Genomic DNA, 20610 nt, shown 5'->3' with positions numbered 1-20610 from the left:
TGGTTTCGGGTCGCCTCATTTTTTGCAACCGTAAGATGCCCGATGGTTGTACGGAGAGACAGTAAAGTCCCATGAACTACCCAGACAAAATCTACTTATGGCCAGAATCAGATTACACTTGGGAAATCTCAACATCGCGGAACTCGTCGCTCTTGGACGGCGGGTGCGCGCTGCGATGCGCGACAATTCCAGTTATGCTCCGCTCCGATCGCAGGTTGCCTGCTTGTCGGATGAAATCGAGGAGTTAACGACCCGGAACGAGAGTTACAAGGCCGCGTTGCTGTTCGTTCAAGAACGGCTCACCGAACAACAAGCCCAGCGGACCCGGCTCGAGAACCTCCTCACCGAACTCGCCAACGGAGTCGAAGTCCTTTCTGGCGCCAACACCGAAGTGATGCAAAGCGCCGGTTTTGATCCTCCGATGGTCGTCATGCCATCAAACTCGCTGCGCGCGCCACGAAAATTACCCTTCGAGCTGGAAGGGGCAGTGGTGACGCGCTAAGACAAGCGGTTGCCTGGCTTGTCCGATGTATTTTCTCGCGGCGCGAAAGAAAGCCCGATGAATGAAACGAGGTAGAGAACCGCGCCCATAACCGCCAGCCCGATCAACCAGCGCGGATGCATGACCAGGCCGATTCGTTCGAGACGATCCCCCTCCAAAATGTTTCCGTTCAACGCCAGTTCAAGATACTGATTGAAGCCGATCAGAAAAATGCCCAGCGCCCCCGCAAAACAGCCGATGAACGGTACCAGCAGAACCAGGCCAAAGAGTCGTTGACCAAGATAACACTGCCCCGCGCCGGGCAGCAGCAAATTGAGCAGACCAGCGACCCGGAGACTTTTCGCCGGTTTGACTTTGGGTGGCGTTTCCATCCATTTCGGTGAGGTCAAGATGCCGCCGAATCATTCAAACGGCGTTGCAGCATTAGTCGTTGGCTTACTTCTTTTCTTCCTTCTTCTCATCCTTTTTTTCCTCTTTTTTTTCCTCTTTCTTCGCGACTTCCTTGAACTCTGCTCCGGTGGAAACATCAACATTCGGCAACGTTTTCTTGAGGTTCGCCACGCCAGCCTCGGTCGTCTTGGTCTGCCACAGATAAAGATGTTTCAATTTGGTCAACCCTTCGAGCTGCTTGAGACCCGCGTCGGTGACGGCCGTGCCGTAGAGATTGAGATAATTCAGATTGGTCAAACCTTTCAGATTCGCCAAACCGGCGTCTGTAATCGGTGTGTTCTCCAAATGTAATCGGTTCAGGTTCACCAAGCTCTTGATGTTCGCCAGGTCGGCGTCCTTGATCTTCGTGCCGCCGAGATTGAGATCAACCAATCCCAACACATCCTTCAACGGCACGAGCGCCTTCTCCACCACGTCGGCGCCTTGCGCGCGAAAATTGACCTCCCGCCAGTTCACGTTCATGGCGATGGGTCGGACGGCCACGCCCATCGACTCCAGCTTCGTGATGGCTTTCAACTCGGCGGCGGAAGGTTTGTAATCAGGGAGTTTGGGGATCACGGGCGCCGCCGCTTCTGAAGACTTGTCTTCTTTTTTAGGGATGCTCGCGATCACAACTCCGTCGGGCCACACCGCGCCCTGATTGATCCAATCGCGGATCAACTCGATCTGCGCCTTGGTGAGCAGATCGCCTTTATTCGGCATCACATCGTCGTCGCCCGCGGGCAGGTTGATGCGGCGATACACCTCGCTCTTGTCCGCCTTGCCCGGCTCGATGACCGCGCCGTCCTTGCCGCCCTTGAACGTGGCTTCCTTGGAATCGAGACGCAGCTTGCCCTTTTGCTTCTCTGGCCCATGACACTCGACGCATGATTTTTGCAAGATGGGTTGAATGTCCTTGGCGAAATCAACCTTGGTTTCTGTCCTGGCTTCCCGGAGTCCGAACGCGAGCAGGCCGGCCACGATTAAAATGGATTTGTTCATGCCATCCTTTTGCATCAGGCATTCCCCTTCCGCAATGCAAAAATGCGGATTGTGGAGCGCGCCCGCCACGGGCGCAACCCACGACGCCCTCGTCGTTGGTCTTTGGTTGCGAAAACGCAACCCAATGATGCGCTTTTCGCAGTGGGTTTCGCCGCGAGGGCGCGGCGAAATGCAGCCGAGGCGGCTGCGCTCCTTTTTCATTCCAATTCGAAGATGTTTGATTCTGTTTCTGTCTTGAAGTTACGATTCAACCATGACCAACAACAATCGCCGCGACCTGGCTCATGACCTTTTCCTTCCCACGATTCTCTTTGCCGCCTTGGGCGCGATGACCTGGGCCATTCGCGGTTGCTCCGGTTTCGGCGCGATGAAGGGATGCATCTTCGCCGGAGTGACGTGGGGTACGGCCTGGTGGTTCATTTCGCGCGATCCAAGTGGGCAGCAATCCCGGCGCTACACATCGGGATGGATCATCCTCGCGCTCACCATCGGCATTGGAATCTCCGGCGCGAGAGGTTGGATGCAGTGGCCGAGTTTCTTTGAAGGCCATCTCCAGACCAACACCGCGAAGGGTGAATTCGTCCACATCGCGAGAGCTTATGGATTTCTCTGGCTGTTCATCGCGGGCGTGCCGTGGGCTGGTCTCGGCGCGTGTATGCTGGCCTGGTGCGGCTCGCAACGTCCCACCCGCTGCTGGCAGTGGGGACTCCGCATCGCCTGCGGCATCGGCATGGCCTACCTGGCCAGGTTTCTCTACAACCACTTTCCGGAAATTTTCCTGCCGATGTACAAATCCATGACCGCGCAATACGCGGACTTGCAAGCGAACCCCAATCTTCGACGGCTTATCGGCGACTGCCGTGCCGCGATTATGCACCTTGGTCTCTACCTCGGTTTCCTGCTTTATGAAATCTGCCGTCGCGATTGGAAGAACGTGACCCTCATTTCAACCGTTGGCGTGGTGAATGGGTTGGGATGGTCGCTGTTTCAAAACTGGAAATGGGCGCACGGACTCTGGCCGAACGCGAGCTTTAACTTTTGGCGCTGCTGGGAATCCTCCGGCGGCATCAGCATCGGGATCGCTTACGGCCTCGCCTTCTTTCTTGCAAACCGCAGGCTCTCCGAAACTGAGCGAGCGGTTCAACAAGGCGCGCCATTGACCAATGAACGCCCGAACCTCGAACGCTTTGGCGCTTACGCCGGACTGGTGATCGGTCTGGGCAACTCCATCAAGAACGGCATCCGAGGATGTGCCAACATCTACGTTCAAGGCATAAACGAAAATCATTGGGAACGCGTCCTTTGGAACATCATCGCTCCCTTGATGCTCTTGACTCTGGTGGCGTTGGCCGTGCGCATTCGACTGCGTCCCCTGCCGAAAGGTTATCAAGGCGACGTCTTTCCGCACGCCTACCGGCTCATCTGGCTCGTGCTGATAATTCAGAATGTGCTCGCTCAACTGGTGACCGGCCCGCCCACGGTGTGGAATGAAATGGTGTTCAGCATCTACTATGTAATCCTCTTCATTCTCTCGGGCGTCATTGTGTTTCATTACCACTACATTAAAACCCACGCGAGAAACCAGCCCGCTGCTTTATGAAGAAACGCATCCTTCTTGAGTTGAGCGTTTTCCTGATCGCTGTGTTTGCCGTGATTATGTGGATTGCTTTCGGCTGGTCGCAGCGAACCTACAATGGGAAACCAGAACGTTATTGGGTTGGAACTCTGGCGACCGTTCCAAGCGGAATTGTTCCGGATCTCACCGTTGAAGCAGAATGGCGTGAGCTTGACGATTTGTCATGCCATCCTGTCGCCTGCCTTCGCCTGTTGGCCTCTTTCTATTTTTGCAATACTCGATGAAGCCGATTCAGAAGGAGTGGATGCGTCAGTGTCCTTTCAGCTTTCTTTGAGTACTTATTGGAAGCGACCTCCTGGGCTTGCTGAACAATGCTTTCCGGGTCCACATACGGCAGCAAGGCGTAGCCGACGGTAAGCAGCAAGAGACCGTGGAATGCCACCTCCCTCTCACCGACCAATGCGGAGGCGACTGAGTCTGCGGAATACTCGTCGAGGCGTCCGAGCTTTTTCATGTGTTGAGCCATCCACGATCGAAACACGCCGTTATGGTTGAGGGTAATGTGTGCGAGTTCGTGGCCGATGACAAACGCAAGCGCATTGGGATGTCCGGCGGCAAGACATCCGTGAATCAGGTGGTCGGTGAGAATGACGACGTTCTTCTTGCCATACTTCACTGCCGCAGCATTAGCGACGTTTGCCTCGACAATGTACACATCGACAACTTTTTTGAGACCAAGCCGATCAGCCAGGTCTTTCACACAATGGTGAATCATCGGAAATTGCGTCTCACTCACGCGGATACCTGAACCGTGGATCAGCGCCGTTGCCTTTTTGTGGAGGTACCATGCGAACAATGGGTAGAAGAGCAGGATAATGAGGAGTATGCCGTACGAAACAAGAATCCCGAAGAGCGTTCCGATGATCGCGAAGAAGAATGCACCGAACACCGCCAAACCAGTGCCCTCCTCGATGTGCATCTTAGCATTCACTGGCGCTCCGCCAACCTTGATTTCCGGGAACTGACTATTCATAATGCGTTTTCCTTTCTATTTGGATTTAAGATATGGGTTGAAACATTTTATGACTCTTAGCAACTAAATTTGGAAACGCATTCTATGAGTCATACAACGGGAAGAATATGGTGCGGGAACGCCCGGTCAAGGAAAAGACTGCTCAACCCGGCTCGCAAGTTTACGAATAGCAAACCCATCGCTCCGCACTGGAACCCCACTCCGATGAAAGGAAACCGCAGTGAGCGTTGAAATTCGGGACCAACGCTTCACGTCGGTCGTCGGCGCGGAAGTTCGGTTCGAGAAAATCGCCACGGGTTTTCGCTTTACCGAAGGACCACTGTGGCATCCCAAGGAGCACCTTCTTCTTTTCAGCGACATTGCGGGCGACCAATTGCAGCGCTGGTCGGAGCGGGATGGTGTCACCACTTTTCGCAAGCCGTCGAACATGGCGAATGGGCTGGCGTATGACCGGGCGGGAAATGTTCTGGCTTGCGAACACGCGAGCAGTCAGGTGACCTGCCGTGCTTCGACCGGCGACATCACGCCGATCGCCACGCACTATCAAGGCAGGCAACTCAACAGTCCCAACGACATCGTGTGCGCACCGGATGGTGGTATTTATTTCACCGACCCGCCTTATGGTCGCGTGAAATTCTTCGGCGTCCCGCGCGAACAGGAACTCCCGTTTCAAGGCGTCTATCGGGTCGGCGCTGATCCGAAATGTCCAACGCTGCTGGTGGATGACTTTGACCGTCCCAACGGGCTTTGCTTTTCCCTCGACCGTCGCCGGCTCTTCATCAACGACACCGCCCGACAGCATATTCGTGTCTTCGACCTCAATCCGAATGGATCTCTGCGCGCCGGCAAAGTGTGGGCGGAGACAAAAGGCGAAGGTGCGGGTGCGCCGGACGGAATGAAAATCGATTCGATGGGCAACTTGTATTGTTGCGGCCCGGGCGGCATTAACGTGTTTACGCCCGACGCGGTTTGTCTGGGAGTCATCCGCGTGCCGGAGTACACGGCCAATTTCGCATGGGGAGATGCCGATTTCCGCAGCCTGTTTATTACTGCTTCAAAGTCGGTCTATCGGATTCGGACAAAGATTCCGGGGCTGCCGGTCTTGGTGGATTGAGTTCGATGCCGGTCAACTCCCGAACGCGGTGAACAAAGCGCGCATCTCCTCGTCCACTTGCGCCGGGTAGGGGAGCGTTTGCGCGAATTTGTCGTGGAGCATTTGACGGTCACACTTCCTTAGCCGATGCACGGCCACGCGCACGGCGGGTTACTTGGCTGGTGGCTTTTCGTCGTGCAATTTCATCAGTGCGCCCACGGCTTCGTCGGTGGCCTTGAAGGCCGTGTCGCCACCCTGATTCACGCAGACGAGGATCGCAAAATCGCGTTGCGGGGCGATCCAGACGTTGGCGAAATTCATCCCGTTGTCGCCGGCGTGATTGAACACGGTGCCGCCGCCCCATTCGCGTTGCACCACGATCCATCCCAAAGCGTAATCGCCACCGAACGGCGGCGTGTGCAGCTTCTGATACGTCTCGGGCTTCAGCAACGCCTGGTCGCCCCGGTCGCCGCGCAACTGATCCTGTATGAACTTCGCCCAATCCTGAATCGTGCAGTGCACGCGCCCCGCCGGACCCATCACAGGCGGGTTGTCCACCGCCGGGCCATTTTCAGGCATCGGTTTGCCGTCGCCATGATGCGGCCACGGTTGATCAATTTGGCCACGTGTGCCCGTGCCGCCGAAGCCAACAGCTTTCATTTGCAGCGGCTCAAATAACTCGGTGCTCACGGCGCGTTCCCATGATTGGCCGGTGGTTTTCGCCACCACGGCCCCGGCGATGATGTAACCGAGGTTCGAGTATTCGCAGACGCTGCCGGGCGCGTGCCGCGGTTTCTTCGCGAGTTCCTCCCGCACGGCGCGCGAGCGTAGCGCCACCACGTCGTCGCCGGGATATTGGGCGAGGTCCAGATTCGCCGGCAGACCCGCCCGGTGGGAGAGCAAGTGCAGCAGCGTGACGGTTTTGAAATCGGGATGCATCTGCGGTGCGAGGTCGGGGAACACCTCGGCGAGGGTTGCGGACCACTTCAACTGGCCCCGCTCGACCAGGCGCGCAATCAGCGTCGCGGTCATGGCTTTGGTGTCCGAGCCGAGATGCCATTGGTCGGTGAGCGTGACGGGGATATCCGTGTCGCGTTTACGGATGCCGACCGCGCCGACGAACTGGATGCCCTCGCTCGTTACCACCGCCGCCGCCATCGCCGGCACGCCAAACCTTTGGCGAATGGGCTTCAGCGCACTCGTCACCGCTTCGTCGCCCACGAGCGGGCAAAAGGCCGAAGCTGGATAGCTTTTCGCAGTGCTGACCTTGGCTTCGCGCTGCTGCTTTACCATCACAGCCACCAACAGCAGCGCGACACAGAAAACGAGCATTACCAATGCACCCACGGCCAGACCGCAACCGAAGGATTTGGTATCGATCTTCATCCGCGTGCCATGCTAGGCGGCAAACCCAGAGACTCAACCCCGAATTACGTCCCCTCATCTGTTGAACGCGCTAAACAACGCCCGCATCTCCTCGTCCACCTGCGCCGGGTCGGAAAGCGTTTGCGCGATCTCGTCGCGCAGCAACTCGCGATACCTCTTGCGCAAACGATGGACAGCCACGCGCACCGCGCCTTCGGTCAGGTTGAGTTGTACGGCCGCTTGCGGATACGGGATGGCGCTTTTACCGATCATCAAAAAGGGTTTCAACTGCTCGAATAGTTGCGACTTGCCTTCAGCGACGCTCTCGTCGCGCAGACGGACGATGACCCGTTCGAGCAATGCCACGGCCCAGGCGCGGTCGTAGAGTTTGTCCGGGCTGAGTTCGTCGGCGGGATCGAGCTGATAGCGCGTGTCGGCGTCCTGCCAGTCAAGCGAGAGCGGAGTCAAACTGCCGCCGCGCTTCTGGCGATGGGCACGGTCCGACGCGTTGGCCAGAAAGTGTTTCAACGCCGTGAGCAGGAAAGCCCGGAACTTCCCCTTCTCGCTGCGGAGTCCTTCCAGATAATTCTTTTCCAGGAAGCGCGCGAAGAAGGCTTGCGTGAGGTCTTCGGCGTCCTCCTTCGAGTGACCGCGCCGCCGGACGTAGGCGTAGAGCGGAAACCAGTAGGTGCGGCAAAGCTCCTCCAAGGCGACGTCTGCTTGTGGCGTGCGCTTGCGCCCCGCTGCGAGTACGACCGTCCAATGCGTCGTGGCAAAGATGTCGCCCGTCGCGGTCGTGGACTGGTTCGTATGTTCGGAGGTCATTCCAGATCCAAAAGTCTAACCGCAGATGAACACAGATTAACGCAGATGGAAAGAGTACGGATCCCGTGATCTCAGTGATCTGCGCTCATCGGTATCCATCTGGGATTTACTTCTTCTCCGCGTTCTGCACCAGCTTGTAACGAATCTTCACGCCGCGCGGGTTGTCGGTGAAGCCGATGATTTGTAAAACGCCTCGATCGCCCGTGGGAGTTTGAAACGCCAAGGTCAGCGGTGTGGGGGCATTCGTGGGGAGCAGGTGGAATGAGCCGCTCGGATTTGTTCGCGGCTCCAACAGTCGGGTTCCTGCAGCCAGTGCTGCCTCAAGACCGCCGGGCACAATTCGCTCCCAGCCGTCATCCGACAGATCGCCTACTTTCCATCCAAAGCCAATTAAGGCCCAGCGCTGCTTCGCATAATCCACCAGCAGATCAACCTGATTGGTGCGCAGCCAGTCCATGCGGGATTGCTGAGGCCACTTGCCCATCTCAGCGGGCAACGACAGCAGCTTGCCGGTCAACAGACCGAGGGCTTCGTTGCCCTGCTGCTCATCGAGATCGTTGATTGTTCTCTCGATAACCGGCCCGAAAGTAGTCGGCGTGGACGCTTTGATGGGGAAATTGTCGCGCGGAGATGTCCCCTTCGACCCAAGCGGGTGAATGCCGATGAAGCTCGCGTATTCAAAGCCGAGGCTGTGTGCCAAAGCACTGCATTTCCCAAACCATTCGTTCTGTTGCTGAACGGTGATCTGATCCGAAGTGACTGCACATTCCAACACCGTGTTCTTCCGCTCCGGCACCTTTTCCAGCAGCGCGGCAACGTCGTCCCAAGTCGTCGGCTGGCCTTCGAATGTCATCGCAGCTTTGTCCACCACCAAACGGACAAATTTGCGCTGAGAGGGTTCAGGTTTACGGCTAACTGTGGAAGCGGCTGATTTGGTTTGTACCAGCTTGTAGCGAATCTTCACGCCGCGCGGGTTCTCGGTGAACCCGGTGATTTGCAGGAGGCCAAGCCCGCCATTCCTTCTCTTGAAGCCGAAGGTGTAACTCGTTGGGCTGTCTTTGCCAAACTTCACCCGTGATTCAGCGCTGCTGCCGCGCAGTGATTCTGCCAGCCGCTCCGGGCTGCATTTATCCCATTCATCCTGCGGGAAGGTGACCATGTTGAGCGTGAGGCCATAAATCCAACCATCGCCCGGATTGGAGAAATCCGCTCCAATGCGCTCCATGAAACCGAACACGCGATCCTCGATTTCGCCAACACGGTTCGAATTCGTCACCGACTCCGGCATCGCGATTATTGGACGCAAGGTCGTAAGGCGGCCAAGCTCGTCGAAGTCTGCAATTTCCATTGCCGAAAGATTTGTGAGAACCACAGCAAGGACCGGGCTGAAGGCGAAGCTTCCCCTTTGTTTTTCCATTTCTTGCGCGCTTAGGGCTTTGAGGCGCTCCATTGCTTCTCGCTGACGTGCCGCCGCTTCCGCCTTCCTTGTCGGCACCACCCACACTTCGGTGAGTATTGCAACGGTGATTCCCAGGCCGGTAAACAAGACGAGTGTCCCGACAACAACAGCTTTCCCCAAGGGCTCGCGCCAGCTTATCACCCCAAAGATAAATGCCAGCACAAGGGCCACTCCTCCGAAGATCAGCGCCGGTTCGTCTCGATGCGAAATCGTCATCAACAACAACGTACCGAGCGTGCCGGCGAGAAAAAGGCTGAGGGCCAACCACCCGTGACGTCGCGTCGTGCGTGCCGACATGAGTCGGCGCTGACTGTCATCGAGTTCAGATTGAGGGTCCGCGGGTCGGCTGCCACCGGGTGTTGAATCCCCAGATGACTTGCGGCCGGTTCTCATTTGAAGCCAGAGCGGCACACCGACACCGACGGCGATTATCATCACAATGAAGACGGTGTTGATCCATTGTATGTTTGTCAGGAGGACATTTGCCCAAGGCCGGAAGAAATGTTCGGCCGCTGGGTCTTTCGTTACGGCATCGAGCACATGCACTCCAATCGCCCCACCGCCATAGGCGAAATATCCGACCGCTCCACCACCGATCGCAATGGGCGCAATGGCTCCGCCACCAAGCGCGACGACCAAAGCAATCGCCAGTCCGCCAAAGGCCACCAATCCCAGGGCGCAACCGCCGAACGCGACAACGCCCAGCGACAACCCACCGAACGTAACTCCGCCCATCGCTACACCACCAAACGCGACAACTCCTTTCGCCATTCCACCGATGGCGATGATTCCCTTGGCGACTCGTTGCCTGCCGGTTGCGGGGTCAATGCCTGAAGCCACGTGCACCAGCGGGAGGCCGAAGAGCGTCATCTTGGAACGGTAATCCACTCCGCGATACATCCACGGCGCACTGGCTGCAAGTGAACCACCAGCTTGCGCAGTGGTTGCAATGGTTTCGACTTGAGTTTTTAGAACACTGGCCTGTTGATAGCGCAGTTCCGGTTTCTTCTCCAAAGCGCGCAGCACCACTTCATCCAACCGCGCGTCAATCTGCACTTTACTGGACGGCGGTTCGAGGCGTTTGCCGGGCAGTTCGCCAGTGAGCATCTGATAGAACACCACGCCCAGCGCGTAAATGTCGGCGCGATGATCCACGTCGGCGGGATGCGAGACTTGCTCGGGCGCCATGTAACTCGGCGTGCCCATGACCTTGCCTGCGTCGGTGAGCGCGGGCGTCCCCTCACCCGGCCTGACGGCCACCCTCTCCCCGTCCGACGGGGAGAGGGCCGGGGTGAGGGGTTCGCTTCCTCCGACAATTTTCGCCAGACCAAAATCGGCCACCTTCACGCGGCCACGGCGGTCCAGCAAAATGTTTTCCGGTTTGATGTCGCGATGGACGATGCCCTGGTCGTGCGCGAATTGGAGCGCGTCGCAAATTTGCGGCACGATGGCCAACGCTTCGCGCGGCGACACGCGACCGCTTTGCAGAAGTTGCCGCAAGTTCACGCCGTCCACGAACTCCATCAGAAAAAAGTAAAGACCTCCCTGCCCGGTAGCAGCCGACGTAAGTCGGCCCTGACTTTCCTGGGGTGAAGATGGAGCGAACTCACGTCCGCTGCTACCAGGTAATTGAATCTGTCCAAACTCGTAGAGCGTCACGATGCCGGGATGGTTCAACTTGGCCAAGGCTTTCGCCTCGCGCGCGAAACGTTCCGCGAAGGCGGGGGTGTCACCGGTGCCGGGCGGCAGAATTTTCAGCGCGACGACCCGGTCCAGTTGCTTCTGGCGCGCCTTGTAAACGGCGCCCATGCCGCCCTTGCCGACGAGTTCGAGAATCTCGAGTTGAGGGAACAGCGCGGCGAGCTCGCCGATGGGCGGCGGGTTGAAAGGCGGATTCTGTCCGGCTGTTGCGGTATCGGCAGCAGCGCCCTGTTTGAGCAGGCAGGCGGGACAAAGTCCCGCGAGCGCTCCCGCAGGGAGCGGCGTGCCACATTGAGGGCATTTCCGGCTGTCAGGCATGGGCTGATTCGGTACGGCTTCATTCATACACCCACCTCAGAAGCAAATCCGAGCAAACGTTACAGGAATTTTGTGCCTCGAATTCATGAAGCGGAACGACTTCACGGATTGGGAAGCGCCCGCGGCTCGCGGGCCGTCCTCGCCGGCCTGGCGGCGAAGTCCAAGCTGCCCGTCCAGCCCGAACACGGAGGTTGGGGATCACGCCCGCCCCGGGCGTCGCTGGACGCGCCCTCGCGTCCAGCATCCGCCGCGTGATCGCTTGTCGAGGTTTTGGATCATACCGTGCGCCAGTTGCTTTCCGCGAGGGCGCAGAAAACTACGCCCGGGGCGGGCGCGCTCCCTGTTTTAATCCAGAGTTCGAGTTCAGATCGAGTCAATCGGCAGCTCGTCGTTGTCGCACCAAGTGTTCGGCGGGCCGCCGAACACGGCAGGGCAGCGGCCTACGCTCCCCAGATCCATTGCATAAAGTCGTCCGCCGCGTTACCTCAGCGGCTACGTTTCAGCGCGTTGCCCGGAGCGCGAGGCTGGCGGCACCAACGAGGCCGGCAACATTGCCCAGTTGCGCCTTCGCAACGGTAATGTGCTGTCGCGGCACCATCGTCGCCGCAGCGATGGCTTCACGAATCGGTGAAGCAAAAAGTTCATAGTGGTCGTCGATGATTCCGCCGCCGAGAAGGATTCGTTGCGGCAGGAAGGTGTGAAGAATCGTCCACGCCGCTGTACCTGTTGCCCGCACCGCGTGATCCACAAGTTTTTGCGCCGCGGCATTCCCCTGCCCTGCCGCCGCAAAGACATGCTGGCTGTCGCGAAAATTGTTCGCGCGACCGGCCTCCGCGATCGCGCTGCCGGAAGCAACGGATTCAAAACAGCCTTTGCGTCCGCAATAACATTCCGCGCCACCCGACTCAACGGGAATGTGGCCCATTTCCGGATGTTCATCCTGCACGCCGCGATAGATGCGACCGTCCACGAGGATTCCCGTGCCGATGCCCGTGCCGAAGGTGAGCATCACCAAATCGGCGCAATCTCGCGCTGCGCCGGCGAACGCCTCGCCCAATACCGCCGCGTCGGCGTCGTTCTCCAAATAAACTGGAACGCCGAACACTTTGTTCAACGGCGTGACGATGTCGCAACCATCCCATCCCGGCAGCGTGTAGGGATTGTGGATTGTTCCACGTTTCGGATTGACCGGCCCTGTGCAGCCGATGCCGATGCCGCAAAGTTCTTCCCGACGCCATCCCGCTTGAGTTGCGATCTGATCGATTGCCGAGACGATGCGTTTTTTTGCGTGGTCGAAACCGGCAGCGGATTCCGTCGCAAATTCTGCACGGGCAAGGACTGCTCCTTTGTCATCGACTGCGCCCACGGCGATTTTCGTTCCGCCGATGTCGATGCCGATGGCTTGGTTCACAACTTTCATTTAATTCGGGGAGCGCGCCCGCCTCGGGCGCAGCCAACGACGCCCTCGTCGTTGGCTTCGCGTTTCCGGAGTGAAAGCTTGGAGTTTGCGCCAGCACCGAGAGTTCGGCGCGAGGGCGCGCCGAACAGCAGCCGAGGCGGCTGCGCTCCCCATTCAATCACGCTGTAACGTCTCAATCTTTTCCCCAAAGATCGTGCGGTTTGGCGGCGGTGGTCTTGAACGGCAGTTCCACTTTGCGGCCGGTGCGCGCGGATTCGTAGCAGGCGAAAATAGCTTCGAGCACGGCGCGGCCATCTTCGCCGGTCACGCCGGGCTGTTTATCGTTCTTCACGCAATCAACGAAGTGCGCCATCTCCTGCGGGAAACCGTAGTTCCACGCCTCTTCGTAAATCGTGAACGACCAGCCGACGGTCGAACCGGCCTTCTCCACCGCGTAGCCGTAGCCGACGGAACTGTAGGTCTCGATCGAGTTGCCGTGCAGTAGATCAGCATAAGCGACACCCTTAGAACCGAGAACTTCGGCGCGGTCGTCCATGCCGCCGAGTTTCGTCCAGCTTTCCTCGGCCATGGCCATGACCCCGTTCTCGAACTCGAAAATCAAGATGGAATTGTCATCGCCTTTCGTTTTGTCGCCATGCACATACGTTCCCATCTGGGCGTAAGCCGATTTGATTCTGGGACGGCCGAGGATCCAGCGGAAGAATTCAATCGCGTGGCAACCCATGTCCATCGTCACGCCGCCGCCAGAGCGGTTCACGTCCCAGAAATGCGGCGCGTGCGGACCATCGTGCTTCTCGGATTGCTTGAGCAGCACCGGCTTGCCCAGCGCGCCGTCGTCGAGCAGTTGTTTTAAGCGGACATATTTCGGGGCGAAACAAAGTTCCTCGGCATACATCAATTTGACCTTCGCCTTGTTGCAGGCGGCGATCATGCGGTCGGCTTCGGCGAGGTTCATGCAGAGCGGTTTCTCGCAGACGACGTGTTTGCCCGCGCCAGCGGCGGCCTCCGTAATTTCGCAATGCAGAAAGTTCGGCGCGCCGATGACGATCATGTCCAGCTCGTCCATCGCCAGCATTTTCCGGTAGTCGGTGAAATGATGCGGGATGCCGAACTTCTTCGCGAAGGATTTGGCGTTGCCTTTGGTGGGCGAGGCCACGGCAAACAATTCTGCGTCTGCGCATCGATGCAAAGACTCGGCATGGATCGAGGTGATGAATTGTGAACCGACCAAACCGACACGAACACGTCTATTCATAAGTGATATCAATGGCCTTTGATAATTCGTGAATGCGATCAAGCGGCCCCTCACCACTTCCCTCTCCCCATCCGATGCGGAGAGGGTGGTCGAAGACCGGGTGAAGGGGAACCCTGCCACGTGACAAAATCTTTTCCTTAAATCGCATAAAGAATTTCGCTTGGATTTGTTTACCTCAGAACTCTGCGCCCGAATTAGAGCCGGCGCACGCGAACGTTGCGAAACCAGACGCTCCCGCCATGATTTTGCAGCGCGATGTGGCCGGTCTTTTCCTGGGCAAACTTCGGCCAGGCTTTGAATTTGGAATTGGCGATCAACGCTTTCAATGTGTCGCTGCCGAGTTCATATTCCAAAATCTTCGCGCCGTTCATCCAATGCTCGACGTGGTTGCCTTGCACGATCAACCGCACGTTATTCCATTCGCCGGCGGGATTGCATTTCTTGTTCGTCGGCGCGATCAAGGCGTAGAGCGAGCCGGTGGAAGTCTTTGGGTTCTTCCCGTCAGAAGTGTTGGCGTCATCGACAATCTGCATCTCCGGGCCGGTGCGGTAAGTCTCCGGCTCATCTTCGGAGACGTGGAACATGATGCCGCTGTTGGCCTCCTTCGCTACTTTCCATTCAAGCTCCAGTTCGAAGTTCTCGTATTTCTCGCGGGTTATCAGGTCAACTTGCTTCGCGGGCAGCGACTTCAATGTTCCATTGTCGATGACCCAGCTATTCGGCGAAACCGAATCCTGTTTGAAACCGCGGAAGGCAGCGGTGGAGGTGCCGTCAAACAGAACCGTCCAGCCGGATTTTTCTCCGCCGAGAGCGGATTGGGAACCGGCGACAAAGAACAACGCAGCAGAGGCCACCAGACAAAACTTCAAAAGAGTTTTCATTTTTAATTTGAGATGTACACGGACAGTTGCTTATTGGCGGAACATTGTCGGCACTTCGGCTCGCCGTCGATATACCAAAGCGGGCCGGAAAGGAAAGTCCTTGTTTGCTTCCTTCCGGTCTTTGTCACTTGAAGAGCCGGTTGAGATCGGACGTCTCGATCAAGAAAATCTGGCTGAAATCCAGACCACTGTAAGTTTTCAAGAGCTGTCCCTTGTCATCGAACGTCGGCGTGGGCCGGTCATAAGCCAGCCACTTGCCGTCAGGCGACCAGACCAAGTCCTTGCGCTGCGGGCCATCATCCTGTGGCGTCAGAAAAATCGATTTGCCAAACTGCTTTCCCGGTTTCACACAGGTGACCGCCACCGCGCCGTCGCTGATGGAGGCCACGTAGTTTCCGGACGCGTGCCAGCGCACACCGTTGGTTGTGCCGCGCGGAAAAAACGTCGCCTGTACCGGGCGCATCTTGGGATCGGCGTCTTGATCAGAGCCGTGCGATGAAATGATGAAGATTTGCGAAACGCCATTTTTGTCGTGGCCGAAGTAGGCGATGCGCTTGCCATCGTAGCTGCCTCGCACAATTCCCGCAGCAAAGCTATGGGTCAGACGACGAACGCGAACTCCTTTCGGCGGCCGGGGAAACCGCGTAGCAGAACCGGAATCCGCCGTCGTGATGTCAACGTCCACCGGAACATCGACGACGAACAGAGATTGTTCGTAAGCGAATCCGTCGGGCTGGCGGACCTTGCCGATAAACGCGCGCATGGTGCCTTCGCGGTCCACCCACGAATCTCCCAACGCTGATTCGATTTCACCCGGCTTGGACGTTCCCTTGGGCACGACGGACACGAGCAACGCGAAGTAATGCGTCGCCTGGCCAGGTGCGCGCGGATTTTTTTCCATGTAACCGATGGTGCGATCGTATTGCGGAAGGAGCGCATCATCGTAAGTGAAGCCGATTCGTTTGCCGTCGCGACTGTATTCGTGCCGATGAGTTCCACCGCGATGCGCGCCCGGTGTCGTGTCACGACCGGTTTCGACGTCGCGCTCATCGAGCCAGGTCAGCTTGCCAGAGCCATCGCCGGCGACTTCCGCGCCGTTGCGATTGGTTTTGGCGTACGGGCCGCGCTTGGCCAACGTTTCCAACGGCGGGCCGTGAATGAAGGCGACTTTATTTGCGACCGGACTGAATGAAGCTGCGGCGATGCCGGGCGCAGCCTGATCGCTCGTGCTGAAAGGTGGCGCGTAGAGAACGGTTTCCTTGCCGGTCGCAATCTCCACCATCTCGATGCTGCGAGAGCGGTCGATGCCCGGCCCGAAAACTTCACGCGTGTCGTAACAAAGAAACTTCAAGTCGGCGGAAAAGTTGTCGTTGTTGTCCAATTCGTGGTTCTTCAGCGAAGAGGTGAGTTGTCGTTCTTTTGTAGCAGTTGAAGTATTCATGCATCCTCCTATAAAAAAACCCGCCGCGACAAAAACAATTCCGACCAACAGCCAACCGGAATGGAACCATTTGAACGAGGAACTGTGCGGAATTTTCATTTTCAAAGTCGATGATCGTGGTCATCATTCTACGGTGATTCTCATCCTGTCCAAGCTCGAATTGTCCACACGCCGCGGAGACCGCGATGTAGCCGACGACGTCAGGAGGCGGAATTTCCAGAAAAGCGCAGCCTGTTGTTTGCCTCCTCGCGTCGGCGGCTACGGTTTGGGCAGGTTGCCAACGCCGAAATAGAACCATGAACTTCGATTTTTCTGAAAAGCTGGCGCTGCACGGCGGTCCGCAGGCCAAGCGCACCCCTTTTCCCAAACGCAAACGACACGGTGAACTGGAAAAACGCTATCTCGCCGAGGTCATCGACTCCGACACGCTCTTCTTTTTTTCCGGGACAAAAGTTTATGAATTTCAAAAACGGTTTGCGGAAATGTACGGCAGGAAACATTGCATCGCCTGTTCGAGCGGAACGGCCGCGGTGCACATCGCCCTGGGCACGCTGCAACTGCCGCCCGACAGCGAAGTCATCACGTCCGCCATCACGGACATGGGAAGCTTGACCGGGCTGCTCTACCAGGGGCTCGTCCCCGTTTTTGCCGATGTGTCGCCGGACACGTTGAACATGGACCCGGTCGCCGTCCGCCGTTGTTTGACGAAGAAAACCCGCGCGATCCTCGTCGTTCATCACAGCGGCCTGGCGGCGGACATGGATGGCATTCTTGATATCGGCCGTGAGTTCAACCTGCCGATCGTCGAGGATTGCGCCCAAGCGTATGGCTGCAAATACAAAGGACGCCTCGCCGGCACGATGGGCGACATCAGCGCCTTTTCGTTGAATCATTTCAAGCACATCACCTGCGGCTCGGGCGGTATGGTGCTGACCGATGACGACCGGCTGCGTTATCTGGCGTCGCTGTTCCTGGACAAGTGCTATCAGCGCGAAGAAAAGATTCGCAACCCTTTCTTCCTCGCGCCGAATTATCAAATGACCGAGTTGCAGGGTGCCGTGGCGCTGGCGCAACTGGAGCGAGTGGTTGAAATCGTGGACAGCCGGAATCGACTCGGCCGCAAGCTGACGCGGCTATTGGAAAAGATTCCGGGAGTGTCGCCCCAAACCGTCCCGCCCGATTGCCAGCACAGCTATTTTCTGTACCTCTTCAAACTCGATTTCGACAAGTTGCATTGCACAGCGCGGGAATTCGCATCGGCGCTGGCGGCAGAGGGCGTGCCGAATGAGGCGCATCAAATCACAGGCGGATGCCCGACGTACCTCTATGATGTTTTTCAAAAGCGCTCGGCGTTCCCCGGCAGCACTTATCCGTTGGGCGAAAGAACTTATCCCAAGGGCATTTGTCCGGTGGCGGAGGAAGCGTTCGACCAGTGGATCACGATGAATTTTTACGAGCACTACACCGACCGCGACATCGAAGAAATCGCCTTTGGCATCGGCAAGGTGGCGCATTACTTTGCCGCGCCGCCCACTTCCCAAAAGAAACTCACGACCGAAAGGACGTTGTGAGTTTGGACGCGCTCACCCGCCCAAAGCCGATCCGATATCTCCGCTGGTGGATCGCTGGCATGTTGTTTTTCATGGCGGTGATCAATTACATCGACCGTCAGACGGTGAATGCGTTGGGACCAATTTTGAAAGACGAATACGGCTGGAACAACGAGGTCTTTGCCACGGTCCTGATCGCCTTTCGATTTGCCTATGCCTTCATGCAAAGCGTCAATGGCCGGTTGTTGGACCTGCTCGGCACGCGGCTCGGGTTGTCTCTGAGCGTGGCGTTTTACTCCACGGTGCAGGTTTTGATGACGATGGTACAGGGCTTGGTTGGGTTTCGCGTTTTCCGCTTTCTGCTCGGCGCGGGTGAAGCGGCGAACAATCCGGGCTGCACCAAGGCAGTTTCCGAATGGTTTCCGGCGAAGGAACGCGCGTGGGCGGTGGCGATGTTCGACGCCGGCTCGTCGGTCGGCGGCGCGGTGGCGCCGTTCATAGTATTGTATTTCTATCACACCTTCGGCAACTGGCGGCTGACATTTTTGGTGACGGGCAGCCTGGGATTCGTGTGGCTGGTGATCTGGCGTTGGCTCTATCACAAGCCGGAGGAGCACCCGCGTATTGCTCCCGAAGAACTGGCATGGATCCAGCGCGGGCAAACCACGATTGAAAAAGCAGAATCGGCGCTTCCAAAAGTGAGATGGCACAAGCTGCTTTTCTATCGGCAAACGTGGGGCATTGTCTTCGGCCGTTTCCTGATCGATCCGTACTGGTTTTTCGTCGGCGATTGGTTCGCGGTTTATCTGAAAAGCAAGGGCTTCAGTCTGGAGGCGAGCATGGTCGGCATCTGGGCGCCGTTTCTCGCGTCGGACATCGGGAACTTTTTTGGCGGCGGATTATCGAGTTATTTTATCCGGCGCGGCTGGCCGGTGGGACGCGCGCGTCGAGTCGTGTTGCTCATCTTTGGGCCGAGCATGTTGCTGTTGATCCCAGCGGCGTTTAGTTCCAATTACGCGGTGTTGCTGGCGTTGTTTTCTTACGCGACGTTTGCCTACTCGGCCTGTTCAACCATGTTTCTCTCGCTGCCCGCCGATGTTTTCCATACGCGGGCCGTCGGCTCGGTCAGCGGCTTGGGCGGGACGGCAGCGGGAATCGGGACGCTGATTACGACCTATCTCATCGGGTACGTCAGCGACCGGTTTTCCTTCCAGCCGGTGGTGATTGTCGCTTCCATTCTTCCCTGCATGGCGACGATACTTTTCGTTTCAATGGTCAGAGCAAGCAAGAAGCCCGATCCCGACGGTGTGCTTCTGAATTTCTGAAGATGCTCAACGTGATTTAGCCATTAACCCGACCTCCGAAACAGAACAGGGAGCGCGCCCGCCCCGGGTGCTGTTTTCCGCGCCCTCGCGGAAAACACCTGGCGCACGGAGTTTTCCAACATCTCGATAGGCGATCAAGTGCCGCATGCTGGACGCGAGGGCGCGTCCAGCGACGCCCGGGGCGGGCGTGATCCCCCACCTTCGGATAACTCACTTGACAGGTTCGACTGGAAGCTCGAGATGCGGCGTGCTGACGGTGACATCGCGCTGGTCGGTGACCGCGAGGTAACAAACCAACGGACGTTCCGACGGAAGTTTCGCTCTTACCTTCCCATCCGCCATGTCAGCGGCCACACTTTTCCATAAGCGCTTCTGCCACTCGCCTACATCAGTCGTGTAGTTCAATTCTGCTTTCACAACTGGGACTTTGGACACGAAGCTCGTCCTCACCATTCCATCGGCGATTTTCATTGGTTTCAATTGTGGCAGCGACTCGCCGTCCTTGAGAACACTGTCCACGAAATAATCCACTTCGTTGAACGTCCAGATGTGCCCGTGCGGCAAACGAACTCTTACGGACAAAGTCATCGGCCCGTTCACCTCCCGATATGATTTTTGATAACTGTCCAGCGGGTAGGCAAAATCGTTCGAGCCGTTCAGGAAAAGAATCGGACAACGAACGCCGCTCAAGTATCTGGAAGGATCAAAATTGTCCACCCACCTTCTCTTTTGCGCCTCACTCATCTGGGCGAACCTGTCGAGCCAGGCGCTGTTCTCGTCCAAGAAACCGCAGCCGTAAACCGGCACCGCCACCTTCAACCGATCATCCAGTCCGGCGACAATGCTGGTCAGGTAACCGCCCCAACTGATGCCGGTGATGCCAATGCGGTTTCGGTCCACTTCCTGTTGCGCTGCCAGAAACGAATGGCCACGAATCACTGCCGCCACGGCGTGGTAACTCCAAACCTGATTTGCGTCGGCGTCAGTGAATTCCGGGAACTTGTTTTTATCGTCCTGATCAGGACCTCCATCTGGCAGTCGGCCGTCCGGCCCGTGGCCCGCCAAATCCATCGCCAGCGCCACGTAGCCACGTTGCGCCCAATGCTCCGCCCATTCGCGGAACGCCTTGCCACCACCACCGTGTACCAGCAACAGCGCGGGGAAGGGGCCGGGGCCGGTTGCCGGCCGACCATAAAATGCAAAAATGCGCGTTGGTTTACCGTGAAAGGGTTCGCCTTCGTAATAGACTTCTTGAGTGAGATTGGTTTGCTGTCCCCACGTCGCCGGCGGCACCGTTTGCAACTCTCTCATGTCCCATGGGCCGGTGAACCGCTGCGGTGCACGGCTAGTGGCACAGCCGACCACGAGAAGTGAAAATAAGAATGTTGCGAACCTCTTCATTCAGTTAATAGTCATTGCAGAGTTCAACGAAAAA

18 protein-coding genes are annotated in these 20610 nt (G+C 57.5%); 7 read left to right on the top strand and 11 right to left on the bottom strand.

Features of this window, described 5'->3' with window-relative positions:
- Positions 1-97: 97 nt before the first annotated feature.
- Positions 98-502 carry a hypothetical protein gene (locus tag HY298_07925; protein MBI3850203.1) on the top strand — a complete coding sequence of 135 codons (405 nt, stop codon included), beginning with the start codon at positions 98-100 and terminating at the stop codon, positions 500-502.
- On the opposite strand, the gene HY298_07920 is transcribed toward HY298_07925, so the two are convergent.
- Together HY298_07920 and HY298_07915 are read right to left on the bottom strand one after the other, a co-directional pair.
- Positions 499-891 (bottom strand): hypothetical protein, encoded by a 393-nt coding sequence (locus HY298_07920; protein ID MBI3850202.1) that lies wholly within the window; start codon positions 889-891, stop codon positions 499-501. The two genes, HY298_07925 and HY298_07920, sit on opposite strands and share 4 nt — an antisense overlap.
- A gap of 46 nt (positions 892-937) precedes the next feature.
- Entirely contained in the window at positions 938-2134 is a 1197-nt protein-coding gene (locus tag HY298_07915) for a hypothetical protein (GenBank protein ID MBI3850201.1), read from the bottom strand.
- Between the two features lie 52 nt (positions 2135-2186).
- Here HY298_07915 and HY298_07910 point away from each other — a divergent pair, with 52 nt between their 5' ends.
- Both HY298_07910 and HY298_07905 read left to right on the top strand, forming a co-directional pair.
- Positions 2187-3533 (top strand): hypothetical protein, encoded by a 1347-nt coding sequence (locus tag HY298_07910; GenBank protein MBI3850200.1) that lies wholly within the window; start codon positions 2187-2189, stop codon positions 3531-3533.
- Positions 3530-3793 (top strand): hypothetical protein, encoded by a 264-nt coding sequence (locus HY298_07905; protein MBI3850199.1) that lies wholly within the window; start codon positions 3530-3532, stop codon positions 3791-3793. Before HY298_07910 ends, HY298_07905 begins: the two co-directional genes overlap by 4 nt.
- Here HY298_07905 and HY298_07900 read toward each other — a convergent pair.
- Entirely contained in the window at positions 3772-4542 is a 771-nt protein-coding gene (locus HY298_07900) for a M48 family metalloprotease (GenBank protein MBI3850198.1), read from the bottom strand. The genes HY298_07905 and HY298_07900 overlap by 22 nt on opposite strands.
- A gap of 220 nt (positions 4543-4762) precedes the next feature.
- Between HY298_07900 and HY298_07895 the strand changes: the two genes are divergently transcribed.
- Positions 4763-5656, top strand: a complete 894-nt coding sequence (locus HY298_07895) for an SMP-30/gluconolactonase/LRE family protein (GenBank protein ID MBI3850197.1) — start codon at positions 4763-4765, stop codon at positions 5654-5656.
- Between the two features lie 150 nt (positions 5657-5806).
- On the opposite strand, the gene HY298_07890 is transcribed toward HY298_07895, so the two are convergent.
- The 3 genes from HY298_07890 to HY298_07880 form a co-directional block, all read right to left on the bottom strand.
- Complete coding sequence (locus HY298_07890; protein MBI3850196.1) at positions 5807-7021, bottom strand: beta-lactamase family protein; 1215 nt, start codon at positions 7019-7021, stop codon at positions 5807-5809.
- A gap of 54 nt (positions 7022-7075) precedes the next feature.
- On the bottom strand, positions 7076-7825 hold the full coding sequence (locus tag HY298_07885; GenBank protein ID MBI3850195.1) for a sigma-70 family RNA polymerase sigma factor: 750 nt from the start codon (positions 7823-7825) through the stop codon (positions 7076-7078).
- 106 nt (positions 7826-7931) lie between these two features.
- Complete coding sequence (locus HY298_07880; protein MBI3850194.1) at positions 7932-11330, bottom strand: serine/threonine protein kinase; 3399 nt, start codon at positions 11328-11330, stop codon at positions 7932-7934.
- Between the two features lie 45 nt (positions 11331-11375).
- On the opposite strand from HY298_07880, the gene HY298_07875 reads away from it, so the two are divergent.
- On the top strand, positions 11376-11558 hold the full coding sequence (locus HY298_07875) for a hypothetical protein (protein MBI3850193.1): 183 nt from the start codon (positions 11376-11378) through the stop codon (positions 11556-11558).
- 244 nt (positions 11559-11802) lie between these two features.
- Here HY298_07875 and HY298_07870 read toward each other — a convergent pair whose 3' ends face one another.
- From HY298_07870 to HY298_07855, 4 genes are all read right to left on the bottom strand, one after another.
- Complete coding sequence (locus HY298_07870) at positions 11803-12714, bottom strand: ROK family protein (GenBank protein MBI3850192.1); 912 nt, start codon at positions 12712-12714, stop codon at positions 11803-11805.
- A 181-nt stretch (positions 12715-12895) separates the two neighbouring features.
- Positions 12896-13978 (bottom strand): Gfo/Idh/MocA family oxidoreductase, encoded by a 1083-nt coding sequence (locus tag HY298_07865; GenBank protein ID MBI3850191.1) that lies wholly within the window; start codon positions 13976-13978, stop codon positions 12896-12898.
- 194 nt (positions 13979-14172) lie between these two features.
- Complete coding sequence (locus HY298_07860) at positions 14173-14859, bottom strand: DUF1080 domain-containing protein (GenBank protein ID MBI3850190.1); 687 nt, start codon at positions 14857-14859, stop codon at positions 14173-14175.
- Between the two features lie 124 nt (positions 14860-14983).
- The gene (locus HY298_07855; GenBank protein MBI3850189.1) at positions 14984-16300 is read right to left on the bottom strand and encodes a DUF3748 domain-containing protein; all 1317 of its coding nucleotides are present in this window, start codon (positions 16298-16300) and stop codon (positions 14984-14986) included.
- Between the two features lie 296 nt (positions 16301-16596).
- On the opposite strand from HY298_07855, the gene HY298_07850 reads away from it, so the two are divergent.
- Positions 16597-17871, top strand: coding sequence for a DegT/DnrJ/EryC1/StrS family aminotransferase (locus HY298_07850; protein MBI3850188.1), 1275 nt, complete (start codon positions 16597-16599; stop codon positions 17869-17871).
- Between the two features lie 59 nt (positions 17872-17930).
- The gene (locus HY298_07845; GenBank protein ID MBI3850187.1) at positions 17931-19175 is read left to right on the top strand and encodes an MFS transporter; all 1245 of its coding nucleotides are present in this window, start codon (positions 17931-17933) and stop codon (positions 19173-19175) included.
- Between the two features lie 210 nt (positions 19176-19385).
- On the opposite strand, the gene HY298_07840 is transcribed toward HY298_07845, so the two are convergent.
- Positions 19386-20576 carry an alpha/beta fold hydrolase gene (locus HY298_07840; protein MBI3850186.1) on the bottom strand — a complete coding sequence of 397 codons (1191 nt, stop codon included), beginning with the start codon at positions 20574-20576 and terminating at the stop codon, positions 19386-19388.
- Between the last annotated feature and the right edge of the window lie 34 nt (positions 20577-20610).

This window comes from Verrucomicrobiota bacterium (genome assembly GCA_016200005.1).
Lineage (GTDB): Bacteria > Verrucomicrobiota > Verrucomicrobiia > Limisphaerales > PALSA-1396 > PALSA-1396.
The sequence above is the reverse complement of the archived record's forward strand: the minus strand, read 5'-3'. Positions and strand labels throughout refer to the sequence as shown.

Bases quoted from the DNA above. Each gene is read 5' to 3' on its own strand.
- HY298_07925 (MBI3850203.1), top strand. From the start codon at position 98: ATGGCCAGAATCAGATTACACTTGGGAAATCTCAACATCGCGGAACTC.
- HY298_07915 (MBI3850201.1), bottom strand. From the start codon at position 2,134: ATGAAAAAGGAGCGCAGCCGCCTCGGCTGCATTTCGCCGCGCCCTCGC.
- HY298_07910 (MBI3850200.1), top strand. From the start codon at position 2,187: ATGACCAACAACAATCGCCGCGACCTGGCTCATGACCTTTTCCTTCCC.
- HY298_07905 (MBI3850199.1), top strand. From the start codon at position 3,530: ATGAAGAAACGCATCCTTCTTGAGTTGAGCGTTTTCCTGATCGCTGTG.
- HY298_07900 (MBI3850198.1), bottom strand. From the start codon at position 4,542: ATGAATAGTCAGTTCCCGGAAATCAAGGTTGGCGGAGCGCCAGTGAAT.
- HY298_07890 (MBI3850196.1), bottom strand. From the start codon at position 7,021: ATGAAGATCGATACCAAATCCTTCGGTTGCGGTCTGGCCGTGGGTGCA.
- HY298_07885 (MBI3850195.1), bottom strand. From the start codon at position 7,825: ATGACCTCCGAACATACGAACCAGTCCACGACCGCGACGGGCGACATC.
- HY298_07880 (MBI3850194.1), bottom strand. From the start codon at position 11,330: ATGAATGAAGCCGTACCGAATCAGCCCATGCCTGACAGCCGGAAATGC.
- HY298_07865 (MBI3850191.1), bottom strand. From the start codon at position 13,978: ATGAATAGACGTGTTCGTGTCGGTTTGGTCGGTTCACAATTCATCACC.
- HY298_07860 (MBI3850190.1), bottom strand. From the start codon at position 14,859: ATGAAAACTCTTTTGAAGTTTTGTCTGGTGGCCTCTGCTGCGTTGTTC.
- HY298_07855 (MBI3850189.1), bottom strand. From the start codon at position 16,300: ATGAATACTTCAACTGCTACAAAAGAACGACAACTCACCTCTTCGCTG.
- HY298_07850 (MBI3850188.1), top strand. From the start codon at position 16,597: ATGAACTTCGATTTTTCTGAAAAGCTGGCGCTGCACGGCGGTCCGCAG.
- HY298_07845 (MBI3850187.1), top strand. From the start codon at position 17,931: ATGTTGTTTTTCATGGCGGTGATCAATTACATCGACCGTCAGACGGTG.
- HY298_07840 (MBI3850186.1), bottom strand. From the start codon at position 20,576: ATGAAGAGGTTCGCAACATTCTTATTTTCACTTCTCGTGGTCGGCTGT.